This window comes from Streptomyces sp. NPDC005017 (assembly GCF_042873115.1).
Lineage (GTDB): Bacteria > Actinomycetota > Actinomycetes > Streptomycetales > Streptomycetaceae > Streptomyces.
In genome coordinates this window covers 234,058-248,465 of record NZ_JBIALD010000001.1, presented here as the reverse complement: position 1 = coordinate 248,465, position 14,408 = coordinate 234,058, and the positions used below count along the sequence as shown (strand labels likewise).

Annotated in this window: 13 protein-coding genes; 7 read left to right on the top strand and 6 right to left on the bottom strand. The window is 72.2% G+C overall.

Going from position 1 to position 14,408, the window contains the following annotated elements; genetic code table 11:
- The first annotated feature begins 77 nt into the window (after nt 1–77).
- Nucleotides 78–3,266: a tetratricopeptide repeat protein gene (locus ACFYR0_RS01030; RefSeq protein WP_389320227.1), complete on the top strand. Its 3,189-nt coding sequence runs from the start codon at nt 78–80 to the stop codon at nt 3,264–3,266.
- A 550-nt stretch (nt 3,267–3,816) separates the two neighbouring features.
- Here the strand turns inward: ACFYR0_RS01030 and ACFYR0_RS01025 are convergent.
- Nucleotides 3,817–4,065, bottom strand: a complete 249-nt coding sequence (locus tag ACFYR0_RS01025; RefSeq protein WP_389320224.1) for a hypothetical protein — start codon at nt 4,063–4,065, stop codon at nt 3,817–3,819.
- Nucleotides 4,058–4,918 (bottom strand): mycothiol conjugate amidase Mca, encoded by an 861-nt coding sequence (mca, locus tag ACFYR0_RS01020; RefSeq protein WP_389321083.1) that lies wholly within the window; start codon nt 4,916–4,918, stop codon nt 4,058–4,060. Before mca ends, ACFYR0_RS01025 begins: the two co-directional genes overlap by 8 nt.
- A 170-nt stretch (nt 4,919–5,088) precedes the next feature.
- Between mca and ACFYR0_RS01015 the strand changes: the two genes are divergently transcribed.
- Both ACFYR0_RS01015 and greA read left to right on the top strand, forming a co-directional pair.
- Entirely contained in the window at nt 5,089–5,487 is a 399-nt protein-coding gene (locus ACFYR0_RS01015) for a DUF4307 domain-containing protein (protein ID WP_386380704.1), read from the top strand.
- A gap of 187 nt (nt 5,488–5,674) precedes the next feature.
- Nucleotides 5,675–6,181: a transcription elongation factor GreA gene (greA, locus tag ACFYR0_RS01010; RefSeq protein WP_389320221.1), complete on the top strand. Its 507-nt coding sequence runs from the start codon at nt 5,675–5,677 to the stop codon at nt 6,179–6,181.
- 140 nt (nt 6,182–6,321) lie between these two features.
- Here the strand turns inward: greA and ACFYR0_RS01005 are convergent, their stop codons facing one another.
- From ACFYR0_RS01005 to ilvA, 3 genes are all read right to left on the bottom strand, one after another.
- Nucleotides 6,322–7,167 carry an ABC transporter permease gene (locus ACFYR0_RS01005; RefSeq protein ID WP_389320218.1) on the bottom strand — a complete coding sequence of 282 codons (846 nt, stop codon included), beginning with the start codon at nt 7,165–7,167 and terminating at the stop codon, nt 6,322–6,324.
- Nucleotides 7,164–8,186: an ATP-binding cassette domain-containing protein gene (locus tag ACFYR0_RS01000; RefSeq protein ID WP_389320215.1), complete on the bottom strand. Its 1,023-nt coding sequence runs from the start codon at nt 8,184–8,186 to the stop codon at nt 7,164–7,166. The genes ACFYR0_RS01005 and ACFYR0_RS01000 overlap by 4 nt, the downstream gene beginning before the upstream one ends.
- Nucleotides 8,187–8,750: 564 nt before the next feature.
- Complete coding sequence (gene ilvA / locus ACFYR0_RS00995; protein ID WP_389320212.1) at nt 8,751–9,980, bottom strand: threonine ammonia-lyase; 1,230 nt, start codon at nt 9,978–9,980, stop codon at nt 8,751–8,753.
- A gap of 163 nt (nt 9,981–10,143) precedes the next feature.
- Here ilvA and ACFYR0_RS00990 point away from each other — a divergent pair, with 163 nt between their 5' ends.
- From ACFYR0_RS00990 to ACFYR0_RS00980, 3 genes are all read left to right on the top strand, one after another.
- Nucleotides 10,144–10,653 carry a MarR family winged helix-turn-helix transcriptional regulator gene (locus ACFYR0_RS00990; protein ID WP_389321080.1) on the top strand — a complete coding sequence of 170 codons (510 nt, stop codon included), beginning with the start codon at nt 10,144–10,146 and terminating at the stop codon, nt 10,651–10,653.
- Between the two features lie 299 nt (nt 10,654–10,952).
- Nucleotides 10,953–11,462, top strand: coding sequence for a sigma factor-like helix-turn-helix DNA-binding protein (locus tag ACFYR0_RS00985; protein ID WP_389320209.1), 510 nt, complete (start codon nt 10,953–10,955; stop codon nt 11,460–11,462).
- A gap of 45 nt (nt 11,463–11,507) precedes the next feature.
- Complete coding sequence (locus ACFYR0_RS00980; protein ID WP_386380710.1) at nt 11,508–11,756, top strand: hypothetical protein; 249 nt, start codon at nt 11,508–11,510, stop codon at nt 11,754–11,756.
- A gap of 3 nt (nt 11,757–11,759) precedes the next feature.
- Here the strand turns inward: ACFYR0_RS00980 and ACFYR0_RS00975 are convergent, their stop codons facing one another.
- Entirely contained in the window at nt 11,760–12,914 is a 1,155-nt protein-coding gene (locus tag ACFYR0_RS00975; RefSeq protein ID WP_389320206.1) for a cystathionine gamma-synthase, read from the bottom strand.
- Between the two features lie 264 nt (nt 12,915–13,178).
- On the opposite strand from ACFYR0_RS00975, the gene ACFYR0_RS00970 reads away from it, so the two are divergent.
- A complete protein-coding gene (locus ACFYR0_RS00970) occupies nt 13,179–14,297 on the top strand; it encodes a hypothetical protein (RefSeq protein WP_389320203.1) in 1,119 nt (372 codons plus the stop codon).
- Nucleotides 14,298–14,408: the final 111 nt, after the last annotated feature.

Below are 14,408 nucleotides of genomic sequence, written 5' to 3'. Positions count from 1 at the left end.
CCGGACGCCCCCTCGCCCCGGAGGGCCCGCCGCAGCACACTGATCCCGACAGTGTTGCCGCAGGAGGGGGACGTGGCATGAGGGACAGTCACCGGGCCCAGGCCGAAGGGCTGTTGGTCCGGGCCGTGGAGGAGGAGATACGCCGGTCGGGGGGCCGCGGCGACGGCACGTCGCTGCTGGCGCGGGCGCGGGGCTCCCTGGACGGCATGGCGGCGGCAGCGGCCGAGGAGTACGACGCCTACGTACGGGCGCTGGAGGAGTCGGAGGCCGGGCAGCTCACGTTCGCGCAGCGCTGGGCGCGGGAAGGCGGCGGGGCTCCGCTGCTGGTGGCGGCCGTGGCGGCGGGCGCCGCGGTGGTGGCCGACCTGGCACTCGGCACCGGGACCGGCACCGCGCTGGGCGCGGGCGCGACGGTCGGGGTGGTGGGGGCCGCGGCGACCGTGGTGAAGGTGGCCGGGACGCATCTGCCGGCCACGCACCGGCGGGCGGGCGCCGCCGCACAGCCCGGCGGACCGGAGGCCCTGCGCCTCCAGTGGCTCACGGCACTCGAGGTGCGCGGGATCAGGCCCTTCCTGGACCAGCAGCGGATGCTGGCGGCGCGGACGGGCGTGAAGAAGGCGGCGCCGAAGCTGATGGGCCAGGACAAGAGCGGGGCGGCCCGCGTCCGCCGGGTGCTGGAGCAGTCCTTCGGGCACCTGCCCGAGCCGTCGGAGCCGTTCGCCGGGCGGCGCGGGGAACTGGCCCGCATCCGGCAGTGGGTGCAGGCCGCCCGCGCCCACACCAGCACCCGGCCCACGGTGGTCGTGCTGTACGGGGCGTCCGGCAGCGGCCGTTCGACGCTGGCGGTACGGGCGGCGCACGATCTGCGGGACCAGTTCCGCGGGGCCTGTCTGGTCGATCTGCGCGGCGACAGCGCGGAGGAGCCGCCGCTGCCGACGCGGGACGCGCTGCTGCACCTGCTGAACCGGCTGGGCGCGCCGCGCGAGCAACTGCTGTTCCGGGAACGTTCGTCCGCGGACCAGCAGCTCAAGCGGCTGAGCGAGCTGTACCACCAGCATCTGACGGGCGTGCCCGTCATCGTCCTCCTCGACGACGCCTCCGACCCGGAGCAGGTGCGCGCGCTCGTCCCGGAGCGCTCCGACAGCCTGGTGCTGGTGACCGCGCGCGAGCCGCTGGAGCTGCCCGCCGATGTGCCGGCCTGGGTGCATCAGCTGCCGGTGGAACCACTGGAGGCGGACGGCGTGGCGGAGCTGCTGGGCACGCCCGACGGGCCGTACGACGCGGAGGCGGCCGAGCGGATCAGGTCGCTGTGCGGTGGGCTGCCGCTCGCGCTGCGGATCGCCGTGTCCTCGCTGGGCGCACGGTCCGCAGAGAACCTGGCCGCCGGCCTCGGGGCGTACGGCCCCGTCGAGCCGGTCCAGCGGGCGCTGTGGCTGCGCTACACCGACCAGTCGGACGCCGCCCGGGCCCTGCTGCGGCGGCTCGCCCTGGCGGGACGCACCTCGCTGGGCGCGGCGGCCGCCGCCTCCCTGCTCGCGACCGACGAGGCGGAGGCCACCCGGCACCTGGTCGCGCTGTCCCGGGCGGGCCTGCTCGACCACGTCCGTGGCAGCCGCTACCGGCTGCACGACGTCGTACGGGCCTTCGCGCACGCCCGACTGCTGGACGAGGAGGACCCGGCCGAGCGGACGGCGGCGCAGGAACGGCTGATCGTCAACTACGCCGACCTCGCCGACTCGGTGCTTCGCCTGGTCGACGGGAACATGTCGACCCGCTCGGACCGCTTCGGCCCGCACGGCTTCACCTCGCTGGACGAGGCACTGCGCTGGCTGGACGACGAGTCGAGCTTCATCACCGCCACGCTCAGGCACGCCGAGGGCGTGAACCAGGCGGCCGTACTGAATCTGCTCGGCGCCCTGTGCGACTACTGCCTGCTGCGCGGCGACCTGTACCGGCTGGGCGAGATCAACGAACTGGCGCAGGCCGTGGACCAGGGCCTGCTGATCCGTTCCGTGCAGTGGCGCACCGGTATCGCGGCCCGGCAGCTGGGCGAGCTCGACCGGGCGCGCACCACGCTGACCTCGGTCGTCGACCTGTACCGCGAGGCGCATCACGAGGCGGGCGCGGCGCGGGCCCTGTGCTCACTGGGGATCACCCTGCACCACCAGGGGGCTCTGACCGAGGCGGCGGCGAAACTGCGGGAGGCGCTGGACCTCCAGGCCGCGCCGCAGCTTGCCACGGACCGGGCCTGGACGATGCACGCGCTGGCGGCCGTAGAGCGCGACCGCGCGCACCTCGCCGAGGCCCTGGACCTGCTGAACCGCTCGCTGGAACTGCACCGCGCGGGCGAGTCCGTGCACGGTGAGGCCTGGGCGCACTACCAGCTCGGCCAGCTGCGGCTGCGGCTCGGCGACGTCCCGCACGCGGAGGCGGAGCTGCGCAGCGCCCTGGAGCTGTACGGCAGGACGCGGGACGCCCGGGGTGAGGCCTGGGCGCTGACCCAGCTCGCACGGGCCCGGCTCGTGGCGGGCGACGCCGCGCCGGCCGCCGAGGCGCTGCGGCAGGCGGAGGCCCGGCACCGGGAGAACGAGGACGCCCGCGGTGAGGCCTGGACCCTCTACTACCTGGGCCAGGCGCTGGAGGAGTCCGGCGACCTGGACCGCGCGGTACGGGCCCTGGAACGCTCACGCACCATGTTCTCCCGTATGCGCGACGTCTACGGCCTCGCCTGCGCCCGGCACCACTCGGCCCGGGTGACCCGCGACCAGCGCGCCGCGCAGACCGGCTCGCTGCGCAACTCCGGCTTCGCCCGTCAGCTCCTGGTGGACGCCCGCGCCGACTTCCAGCGGATCGGTGTCGCCCACGGCGAGGCGTGGACCTGTCTGGAGCTGGCCGTGGTGGACGCCGGGAACACGCGCACCGCCCAGGCGCTCGCCCTGTGCGACGAGGCCGTCGGCCTCTTCGCCGGCTACGGCGACCGCCGCGGCGAGGACTGGGCCCGTTTCCTGCGCTGCACGCTCCTACCCTACGCGGCTCCCGGCGGCCTGGAGGTCGGCACCGCCGTCGCCCAGGAGGAGCTCGTCCAGCTGTCCCGCGGCGGTCACCCCCTGCGCGACGAGAAACTGGAGGACTTCATCGAGGCCCTCCATCTCCTGCTGGAACGCGGCGTGACCCTGGAGGCGGGCTGGCAGGCCTGGCGCCTCCAACTGCTCCCGAACCGTCACGCCCGCGAGGTGATGGGCGTGACCATGGGAACGACGCCCTAGGACCCGCCGTCTCCAACGCCCCGCCCTCGGGACGCGAAGAACTGCGATGCCGCCTCCGACGCCCCAGAACCACAACACCCTGGGGACGCGGGAAACTGCGGTACCGCCTCCGACGCCCCAGAGGCGCAACGCCCTGGGGGCGCGGGGAACTGCGCGAACACCCACCGGGGGTCAGCCGCCGGACGCACGAAGACCCCCTCGCAGAACGCGACGCCCCGGGGCACACCGCCTCGGGGGCGCGGGGAACTGCGCGAACACCCCCACCGCCAGGCAGCCGGCCGACGCACGCGGACCACCCCTCAGAACGCGACGCCCCGGGGCACACCGCCTCGGGGGCGCGGGGAACTGCGCGAACGCCCCCCGACGGCCAGCCGGAATCGGCCCCCGTGAGGACGGTCGCCCGGCGAGCCGACCCGGCGCCGGGCAGCCCTGCGAGACCCGGGGGCGGTTGACACGAGGTCGCCCACCCGGGGTCGCCGGCCCGCGAGGCCGGCAGACGGGGGTCAGCCCTGACAGGGGCCGGTGGATCAACCCTTGCAGGAGCCGGCGGTCAGCCCTTGGCGGGCGAGCCCCCACCCGCACCCGAGGAGGCGGGCGCCTCAGCCTCCGTTTCGGGGGTCTCCTTGAAGTCGACCTTCCCCATATGGCGGTTCATCGACTTCATCAGGCCCCACACGGCCAGGGCCATCACCGCGAAGACGATGAAGCCGAGAACGCCAGGGGTCACCTTGTCCTTGTCGAGTTCCTTGGCGAGGGGGACGAGGTGGGTCAGTGCCAGGCTTGCGGTCATGTCAGGCATTGTCGCGGATGCCCGCGAAGAGGTCGTCCTCGGGGAGGGAGGTGTCCACCAGCGACTTGGCGAGCTCGTACTCCTCCGTCGGCCAGACCTCCTTCTGGATCTCCATCGGGACCTTGAACCAGCCGCCGTCGGGGTCGATCTGCGTGGCGTGCGCGATCAGCGCCTTGTCACGGATCTCGTAGAACTCCGCACACGGGACATGCGTGGTCAGAGTGCGCTCGGCACGCTGGAACTCGTCCCAGCGCTTGAGCCACTCCCCGTACGGCGACTCCAGACCGCGGTCCAGCATCGCGTGGTGCAGCGCCTCGGTGCGCGGCCGGTTGAAGCCCTGGTTGTAGTAGAGCTTGAGCGGCTGGTAGACCGGCCCGAACTCCGACTCCGGGAACTTCTCGCCGTCCGCGGCCCCCTCGAACGCCACCATCGAGATCTTGTGGGTCATGATGTGGTCCGGGTGCGGGTATCCGCCGTTCTCGTCATAGGTGGTGATCACCTGCGGACGGAAGGAACGGATCTGCTTCACCAGCTCCCCCGCCGCCTTGTCCACGTCCTCCAGGGCGAAACAGCCGTCGGGCAGGGGCGGCAGCGGGTCCCCCTCGGGCAGACCCGAGTCGACGAATCCGAGCCACTCCTGCTGGACTCCGAGAATCTCGCGGGCCTCGTCCATCTCCTTCTTGCGTACCTCGTGGATGTGCTCCTCGATGTACTTGTCGCCCTGAAGCTTCGGATTGAGGATGGACCCGCGCTCCCCGCCCGTGCAGGTCACGACCAGCACGTCCACCCCCTCGGACACGTACTTGGCCATGGTGGCGGCACCCTTGCTGGACTCGTCGTCAGGGTGGGCGTGGACGGCCATCAGTCGCAGCTGGTCAGTCAAGACACAATCCTCAAGTCGAAGTCGGCGCCCTCGGTGCGTCGGCGCGATCGGCGGCTTCTATAGTGACCGAATCGGGGGGCGAATAATTCCGGCTCCGGGCCCCGGAACCCCTTTCGGGACGTTCGTCCCGCACTGCCGAAAGGACGATCATGAGCACGGCGAGTACGCGAGTGCCCGAGGGCCGCTACGGCCGCTCCTCGGACGAGCGCACCGACCGCAGGCTCAAGGTCGTCGGCATCACGCTGGGTGCCGCCCTGCTCGCCGTGGTGGGCTGGTTCGGTTATCACCATGTGGCGGGCGCCGGCATCAGCGCCGAGGTGATCAGCTTCAAGGCGGACGACGAGCGGGTCCAGGTGCATCTGGAGGTGCGCAAGGACTCCGGCGCCACCGGGTACTGCACGGTCCGCTCCCAGGCCGCGGACGGCGCCGAGGTCGGCCGGGCCGACTTCCGCTTCGACGGCTCGGAGACCCGGATCGACGAGGTCGTCACGCTCCGTACGACGTCCCGGGGCACAACGGCCGAGCTGGTCGGCTGCCACGAGGACTGACGTCAACCGGCCACCGGCGCCCTGCGAAGGAATACGCGAGGCTGACCTGCGTTGACGGGATTTTAGTGACTTATGTCCTCCCCCTTCCGCCCCTGAATTGTTAGGCTCGTGGTTTCGCCCACTCGTGAAGGAACATTCTTCTGGGTAGGGCGATGCTTTGTATTCCCAGTACCGACGAGGAGCACCTGTGACCCAGACCAGCGAGAACGTCACCTGGCTGACCCAGGAGGCGTACAACAAGCTCAAGGACGAGCTTGCGCAGCTTACTGGTCCTGCGCGCACGGAGATCGCCGCCAAGATCGCGGCTGCGCGCGAGGAGGGCGACCTGCGCGAGAACGGCGGGTACCACGCGGCCAAGGAAGAGCAGGGCAAGCAGGAGCTCCGTGTGCGCCAGCTGACCCAGCTCCTGGAGAACGCCCAGGTGGGCGAGGCTCCTACCTCGGCGGACGGCACCGTGGCTCCCGGCATGGTCGTGACGATCGCCTTCGACGGGGACGAGGACGAGGACGACACGATGACCTTCCTGCTCGCCTCCCGCGAATACGCGAGCACCGACATCGAGACCTACTCCCCGCAGTCGCCCCTCGGCTCCGGCGTGATCGGTCACAAGGTCGGCGAGGACGCGGAGTACGAGCTGCCCAACGGCAAGAAGGCCTCCGTGCGGATCCTCAAGGCCGAGCCGTACCAGAGCTGACCCCACTGCCCGTTCCGGCGGCCCCCGGTGTCCATCGAGACACCGGGGGCTTCGTCGTACCGGGCGTGGCCCGAACCGGCCGGGCGCCGCTCAGCCCCTGCGGCCTGCCGAGCCCGAGCAGCGTCCGGTGCCAGGCGAGGTCAGGCGGAGGCCGAGCGGTACTTGCGGACCGCCAGGGTGCGGAACAGGACGATGATCAGGATCGAGTAGATCAGCGAGGCCCACACCGGGTGCTCCATCGGCCACGCGGTCGAGTCGGACACCCCGGGGTTGCCGAACAGCACCCGGCAGGCCTGGACCGTGGCGCTGAACGGGTTCCAGTCGGCCACGTGCTGGAGCCAGGGCGTCATCTGGCTGGAGTCCACGAACGCGTTCGAGATGAACGTGACCGGGAACAGCCAGATCAGACCGCCGGAGGTGGCCGCCTCGGGGGTGCGCACGGACAGGCCGATCAGCGCGCCGACCCAGGTGAACGCGTACCCGAGCAGGAGCAGCAGACCGAAGGCGCCGAGCACCTCGCCGAAGCTGGTGTGGGTGCGCCAGCCGACCAGCAGGGCGACGATCGCCAGGACGAACAGGGTGAGTGCCGTCTGCACCAGGTCGGCGAGGGTCCGGCCGGTCAGCACCGCGCCGCGCGCCATGGGCAGCGAGCGGAAGCGGTCTATCAGGCCCTTGTGCATGTCGTCGGCGATGCCCGCGCCGGCACCGGCGGTGGAGAAGGTGACGGTCTGGGCGAAGATGCCGGCCATCAGGAACTCGCGGTACACGGAGGGTTCCGTGGTGCCGCCGATGTTCATCGAGCCGCCGAAGACATAGCTGAACAGCACCACGAACATGACGGGCTGGATCAGCCCGAAGATGATCATCTCCGGGATGCGCGTCATACGGATGAGATTGCGCTTGGCGACGACGAGCGAGTCCCGGATCGACTGGACCACCGGGTTGTGGCTCGCCGCGGCAGGTACGGCGTCGGTGACGGCGCTCACTGGCCGCCCTCCTTTCTGCGGTTGCGGGAGCGGGCGTCGGCGGGGGCGCCCTCGCCGTCCTCGTCGCTGCCGGGCTTGGTCTCGGCCGTGTGGCCGGTGAGCGAGAGGAACACGTCGTCGAGGGTGGGGCGGCGCAGGCCGATGTCGTCGAGCTCGATGCCGCGCGCGTCCAGCTCGCGGATGACCTCGGCGAGCAGCTTGGCGCCGCCGGTGACGGGCACCGTGAGCTGGCGGGTGTGCTCCTCGATGTTGGTGTCGCCCTTGCCGAAGCCGGTGAGCACCTCGGAGGCGGCCTGTATGTCCTCGCGGTTGTGCACGACGAGCTCGACGCGCTCGCCGCCGGTGCGGGCCTTGAGCTCGTCGGAGGTGCCGCGGGCGATGACCCGGCCGTGGTCGACGACCGCGATGTCGTGCGCGAGGTGGTCGGCCTCCTCCAGATACTGCGTGGTCAGCAGCAGGGTGGTGCCGCCGGAGACGAGGTCCTTGATGACCCCCCACAACTGCTGGCGGTTGCGCGGGTCAAGGCCGGTCGTCGGCTCGTCCATGAACATCACGGGCGGAGACACCACCAGCGCCGCCGCCAGGTCGAGCCGGCGCCGCATGCCGCCGGAGTAGGTCTTGGCGGTGCGGTCGGCGGCCTCGGCGAGGTTGAACTGATGGAGCAGTTCCTCGGCCCGGGCCTTCGCGGCCTTGGCCTTCATCTGGTAGAGCTGGCCGACCATCTGCAGGTTCTCGCGGCCGGTGAGCAGCTCGTCGACCGCCGCGAACTGGCCGGACAGGCCGATGGAGCGACGGACCTCGTTGGGATGCTTGAGCACGTCGAGGCCGGCGACGACCGCCCGGCCGCTGTCGGGGCGCAGCAGTGTCGTGAGACAGCGGACCGTCGTGGTCTTGCCCGCGCCGTTGGGCCCGAGCAGGCCGAGGACAGTGCCCTCGGGGACATCGAGGTCGACGCCGTCCAGTGCCCGTACGTCGCCGAAGGTCTTCACCAGACCTTCGGCATGAATGGCGCCTGGCATATGAGTCTCCACGTCGTTGAGGATTCTTCGGAAAGCCTAGGTTTCTGCTTTTCGCCCTGCCCGGGATTTTTCCGAGCCCGTCGGAGTGTGGGAGCGCGGCCACCATCACACCGTATCGCGATGTATCGCGTTGCTCAATGCTCTTACTTCGAACGAGTGACCCCGGGGCCGCCACCTCGGACGACGCCCGCGAACACCCCGGCAACACCCCGTCCCACGCCCGTGAACGCCCGGCCGCCGAGCCGTGAACAGCGCGGCAGACCGACGGCCGAGCGGAGGCACCGGGTCCGCGGTACCGCCCGTCGGCGGCCCGCAGGTCACCGGCCAGCACCATGTCAGCGACACGTCAGACCCGTCGGCCGCATGTCAGCCGCCCGTCGGCTGCCGACCGGTCTGTCCTCCGCCACCTCAGGGCTCGGTGCGGGACCGAGCCGACCGCCGGAGCGTGAGCCGGCCGGGGAGGGACCGAGCGGACCGCCCGGGCGGGACCCAGGGCCCTTGCCGGCCGCCGGGTCTCCCGTCGCAAACCGCAAGCCGCACGCGGCCGAACCGACGCGCGCGACCTCAGTCGATGACCGTGTAACCGGCCTCGCGCAGCGCCCTGCCGACCTCCGCGCAGTGGGCGGGCCCCTTCGTCTCCAGGTGCAGATCCACCTCCGCCTCCGTGAGCCCGAGCCGGGGATCGGTCCGTACATGGCCCACGTCGAGCACGTTAGCGTCGGCCACTGACAACACCCCCAGCAGCGTCGCGAGCGCCCCCGGCCGGTCGGTCAGCCGCAGCCGGACCGCCAGGTAGCGGCCCTGCGCGGCCATGCCGTGCCGCAGCACCCGCTGGAGCAGCACCGGGTCGACGTTGCCGCCGGAGAGCACCGCGACCACCGGGCCCTCGAAGGCGCCCGGGTTGCCGAGCAGCGCGGCGACCGGGCTGGCCCCGGCCGGTTCCACGACCAGCTTGGCCCGCTCCAGGCACAGCAGCAGCGCGGTCGCCAGCTCGTCCTCGGTGACCGTGCGCACCTCGTCGACGTACTCGCCGACCAGGGCGAACGGCACGTCGCCGGGCCGTCCCACCCTGATTCCGTCGGCCATCGTCACCGGGTTGGGCAGCGCGACGGGCCGCCCGGCCGCCAGCGAGGGCGGGTACGCGGCCGCGCCCTCCGCCTGCACACCGACGATCCGTACGTCGGGCCGGAGCGCCTTCACCGCGACCCCGATGCCCGCGGCGAGACCGCCGCCGCCGACACCGACGACGATCGTGCGCACCTCGGGGCACTGCTCCAGGATCTCCAGGCCCACGGTGCCCTGGCCGGTGATGATGTCGGGATGGTCGAAGGGATGGATGAGGACCGCGCCCGTCTCCCGCGCGTACTCCTCCGCCGCCGCGAGCGACTCGTCGACGACCTGGCCGTGCAGCCGCACCTCGGCGCCGTACTCGCGGGTGGCGCTGATCTTGGGCAGGGGCGCACCGTTGGGCATGAACACGGTGGCCCGTACGCCCAGCAGGGAGGACGCCAGCGCGACGCCCTGCGCGTGGTTGCCCGCGCTCGCCGCCACCACACCGGCGGCCCGCTCCTCGGGCAGCAGCCCGGCGATCCGGACGTAGGCGCCGCGCAGCTTGAACGAGCCTGTCCGCTGGAGGTTCTCGCACTTGAGGTGGACGGGTGCCCCCACCAGCTGGCTGAGATGCCGGCTGCCCTCCATCGCGGTCTCCCGCGCCACCCCCGCGAGCATCTTCCGCGCACCGCGCACGTCGTCCAGGGTGACCCGCGGCAGAGGATCGGCCTTGAGGTGGTTCATGGCTCAAGTCTCGCAGTTCACACGCGTCGATCACGGGTGTGACCAACCTCCGAGACCGGATTGCGCAGGCCCGGTACGGCCCGTCCCCCATCCGCGTACTCTGTCCCCCAACTCAGCCGCCCTTTCATGAAGTGAGCCTCCGGCCATGCCCACAACACCTGACATGTCGATGGACATGACGACCGTCGGTGACACCGGCCTTCTCGACTCTCTGCAGCACGAGGTGGCGGTGTTCGCCCGCCGAGCCGAACAGACCCGCCTGGGCGGGGTCGGGCAGCTGCGCAACTCCATGGACCGTGCCGCGTATCTGCTGCTCAACCGGCTCGACAAGGAGGGCCCGATGGGTGTCAAGGCGCTCGCCGCGAGCATGGGGATCGACTCCTCCACGGTCACCCGGCAGGTGGCTCCGCTCGTCGACACCGGGCTCGTCAAGCGCACCTCGCACCCCGACGACGGCCGTGCCGTGGTGCTCCAGCTGTCCCCGCGCGGGCTGTCACGGCTGGCCGAAGTGCGCTCCTCGCGCCGTCAGTTGATGGACGAGTTGACCCACGACTGGGCGCCCCAGGAGCGCGAGGCGTTCTGCGCGCTCCTCACGCGCTTCAATGACGCCCTGTCCGCCCGGATGTCTCCGGCCGGGGTGGTCCCGGGCCAGGACCCGACGACGGCCGGCTGACCCGCCTGTCACGACGACGACCGCGCCCGCGCGCGAGGACTGCCTGCACGCCGACCGCAGGGAGCAGTTCGCCTGCGGGTCCTGTCTCCTCCCGCCCGTCCGGGGACTCCGCAGGCCGCTCCCGTGAGGGCCGCGGCGGCCCGGCTGCCGCGCGGCTCTTGACCGAAAGGGCACCCCTGGCCTCATATGAGACCGGGTCCCTCACAGGGGACCGGGTCCTCGTCGCACGCGGGTCCGTCTCAGGGCGGCCGGACGCGGCGGGACCGGATTCTTCAGGGTCGCCCTCAGGGGGAGGCGCGGTGCGAGAACGGCAGGCGGCGCAGAGCGCCGGACGTGACCGGGAGTTCGAGGCGTTCGTCGCGGGCGCCGCGGGGCGGCTGCTGCACACCGCCACACTGCTGACGGCGGAGACCCCGGCCGACAACCCGCGCGCGCGGCGCCTGCTCACGCTCGCCCTCGCGCACACCTACGCGTGCTGGAACCGACTGCGCGGCGAGGATCCGTACGACCACACCCGCCGGTATCTGGCCACCCACTTCGCCCGCACCGCCTGGCACCGGTACGGCGGCCTCGGCCGGGCACGTCCGCAGCCCGGCAGCGTCCTGGCCGCGCTCGCCCCGCAGGAGCGGCTGATCCTCGTCCTGCGGTTGTACGAGGGGGTCGCCGAGGAGCAGGCCGCCGCGCTGCTGGGCATGCCCGTGGAACGTGTACGGGCCATCTGCGACCGCGCCACCGCGATCGTGCTGCACCCGCCCCGGGGTCCGGCCCCGGCCGTCACGGGCGCGAGCGCGAAGGCGGTGGCGTCATGAGGAAGGGAGTCCTCAGATGAACGGGCCGGACGGGGAGAGACCGGGATGAGCCGCGCCGACCGGGAGGCCGCGGCGCGGCGGATCATGGAGCGGACACCGCCGCCGGTGCCGCCGGAGCTGCACACCGACGCCGTACGCCAGGGCAGCCGGCTGCTGCGCCGGCAGACACTCGCGCGCCGCCTGCTTTGGCTGGCGCTGTGCGCGGCGGCGGTCGCCTTCGCGGTGTGGGCCGCGCTGGTCCAGCCGTGGGTGGAGCCGCCGTCGGACACGACCCCACCCCTCACCGGCTGGTGACCGTCAGCCGAGCGCCTGCTGGAGGTCCTCCAGGAGGTCCTCCACGTTCTCGATGCCGACGGACAGACGGACGAGGTCGCCGGGGACCTCGAGGGCCGAGCCGACCACGGAGGCGTGCGTCATGCGGCCCGGGTGCTCGATCAGCGACTCCACACCGCCCAGGGACTCGCCCAGGGTGAAGATCTTGGCGCGGTTGCAGACCTCGACGGCCGCCTCCTCGCCGCCTTCCACCTGGAAGGAGACCATGCCGCCGAACGCCCTCATCTGCTTGGCCGCGACCTCGTGGCCGGGGTGCTCGGGCAGGCCCGGGTAGAGCACCTTCGTCACGCGCGCGTGCCGGGTGAGCATGTCGGCGATCTTGGTGGCGTTCTCGCTGTGCCGGTCCATGCGCACCGACAGCGTCTTGGCGCCGCGCAGCACCAGCCAGGAGTCGAAGGGACCGGCGACCGCGCCCATCGCGTTCTGGTGGTACGCCAGCTCCTCGCCGAGCGCCTCGTCGGCCGCGACCAGGGCGCCGCCGACCACGTCGGAGTGGCCGCCCATGTACTTGGTCAGGGAGTGCACCACCACGTCGGCGCCGAGCGACAGCGGCTGCTGGAGGTACGGCGTCGCGAAGGTGTTGTCGACGACCAGTTTCGCGTCGGCGTCCCGGGCGATCTGGGCGACGGCGGCGATGTCGGTGATGCCGAGGAGCGGGTTGGAGGGGGTCTCCACCCACACGGCCTTGGTCTTCGGCGTGATCGCGGCGCGCACCGCGGCCGGGTCGCCGGTGTCGGCGACCGACCACTCCACGCCCCAGCGGGCGACGACCTTGGCGAAGAGCCGGAACGTGCCGCCGTACGCGTCGTTCGGGATCACCACGTGGTCGCCGGGGCTGAGCAGCGTACGCAACAGGCAGTCCTCGGCCGCCAGTCCGGACGCGAAGGCGAGGCCGCGGCGGCCGCCCTCCAGGGCGGCGAGGTTCTCCTCGAGCGCGGTCCTGGTCGGGTTGGCGCTGCGGCTGTACTCGTAGCCGCCGCGCAGGCCGCCCACCCCGTCCTGCTTGTAAGTGGACACCTGGTAGATCGGCGGAACGACCGCCCCGGTCAGGGGATCGGCCGTGTTGCCCGCGTGGATGGCGAGCGTCTCGAAGTGCTGACTGATGTGCCTGTCGCTCATGTGCACCGAGCGTAGTCCGCCTGAAGGCCTGCTGCCGGACGAGTGGGGGACACGGGCGGGGCGGGGGACGGCCGGGGGCGGCCGGACGCGTCGCCCCGGGACGGTGATCACGTCGGCGCGGGAGCCCGGTCACGGCGGGAGGGAGCAGCCCGGCACGGTGGTCAGGGGCGGTGGCGGGCGGTCCCGGACGGTGGCGGGCGGGAGTTTTCCACAGGCCGGTGACCAGGTTGGCCAATTGTCGGTGCGGTCTGGTTCGCTGGAGGCATGGAGATTCTCTGGGTCCTGATGGCCCTGCTCATGCTGAGTCTGGTGCTCGGTCCGTTCGTCATGCGCCGGCGCCGCGGCATCGAGCTGGTGTCCCCCGGGCACCCGGACGCCGCCGACCCCGCGCACTACGGGTTCGTACGGCAGGAGGAGCTGGACGTCCGCATGCCCGGCCCCGATCAGGACCTGGTGGACGTGCTGGACCTGGTGCAGCGCACCCAGGACCACCGGGCGGCGGCGCAGCTGCTCGCGGGCACCGAGAAGGAGGGCGAGCGCCGCTGGCAGCGCGTGCAGGCCTTCGCCGGGGCGGCGGCCCTGGAGCTCCAGCAGCGGCCGGGCGGGGTCAGCGACACCCCCGGCGGGCAGTGGCTGCGGGTGTGGCGCGCCGAGCAGACCAAGGACGCGGGCGGGGCGGCGGTGCACGCCGAGTTCCTGGTGCAGCAGGCGTGGCGTACGTCGACGCCCGGCACGGACGACTTCCGGATCATCATGGAGGAGGCGAGAGCGGCGTGCGCGCAGGCCGCTCTGCTCGCCCCCGGTGACCCCGTCCCCTACATCATCGAGCTGTCCGTGGCCCGCGGACTCGACTACCCGCAGCCGGAGTTCGAGCAGCTCTGGCTGAAGATCCTGGACCGCGCGCCGAACCACATGGGCGCGCACCTGGCCGCCCTGCACTACTGGTGCGAGAAGTGGCACGGCTCGCGCGAGCAGGCCTACTCCTTCGCCGAGGCCGCCGCCGCGCGGGCGCCCCAGGGTTCGCTGCTCGCGGCCATGCCACTGTTCGCCGTCTTCGAGCACCTGCCCGAGGTCAACCTGGTCTCCGGCTTCTACCAGAGCGAGGTCGTCACCAAGGCGATGCACGGCGCCCTGCACGCGGTGCACACGGCCCGGCCCGACGATCCGATGCTCGCCCATGTCCGGCACATGCTCGTCTTCTTCCTGGTGCGCGCCGAGCGCTGGGCGGAGGCGATGAGCCAGCTGGTGCTGGTCGACGGCCATGTGGGTGCCCTGCCGTGGACCCTGTCCCCCGATCCGGCGGCGGAGTTCGCGGTCTACCGCGCGCTGGCGGTCGCCGGCTTCGAGGCGAACGGCGGGACGCCGGCGACGCTGCGGGGCTGAGCGCCGGGAACGTGTGCCGAGGGGCCGGGCGGAAGGAATTCCCGGCCGGCCCCGGGCGTTGACGAGTCACACCGGCGGCACCGGTCAGGACGACCGCGGATACGCGGCCGA

Coding starts and splice junctions, on each gene's coding strand:
- ACFYR0_RS01030 (WP_389320227.1), top strand. CDS start 78: ATGAGGGACAGTCACCGGGCCCAGGCCGAAGGGCTGTTGGTCCGGGCC.
- ACFYR0_RS01025 (WP_389320224.1), bottom strand. CDS start 4,065: ATGCCTGACATGACCGCAAGCCTGGCACTGACCCACCTCGTCCCCCTC.
- mca (WP_389321083.1), bottom strand. CDS start 4,918: ATGGCCGTCCACGCCCACCCTGACGACGAGTCCAGCAAGGGTGCCGCC.
- ACFYR0_RS01015 (WP_386380704.1), top strand. CDS start 5,089: ATGAGCACGGCGAGTACGCGAGTGCCCGAGGGCCGCTACGGCCGCTCC.
- ACFYR0_RS01000 (WP_389320215.1), bottom strand. CDS start 8,186: ATGCCAGGCGCCATTCATGCCGAAGGTCTGGTGAAGACCTTCGGCGAC.
- ilvA (WP_389320212.1), bottom strand. CDS start 9,980: ATGAACCACCTCAAGGCCGATCCTCTGCCGCGGGTCACCCTGGACGAC.
- ACFYR0_RS00990 (WP_389321080.1), top strand. CDS start 10,144: ATGTCGATGGACATGACGACCGTCGGTGACACCGGCCTTCTCGACTCT.
- ACFYR0_RS00980 (WP_386380710.1), top strand. CDS start 11,508: ATGAGCCGCGCCGACCGGGAGGCCGCGGCGCGGCGGATCATGGAGCGG.
- ACFYR0_RS00975 (WP_389320206.1), bottom strand. CDS start 12,914: ATGAGCGACAGGCACATCAGTCAGCACTTCGAGACGCTCGCCATCCAC.
- ACFYR0_RS00970 (WP_389320203.1), top strand. CDS start 13,179: ATGGAGATTCTCTGGGTCCTGATGGCCCTGCTCATGCTGAGTCTGGTG.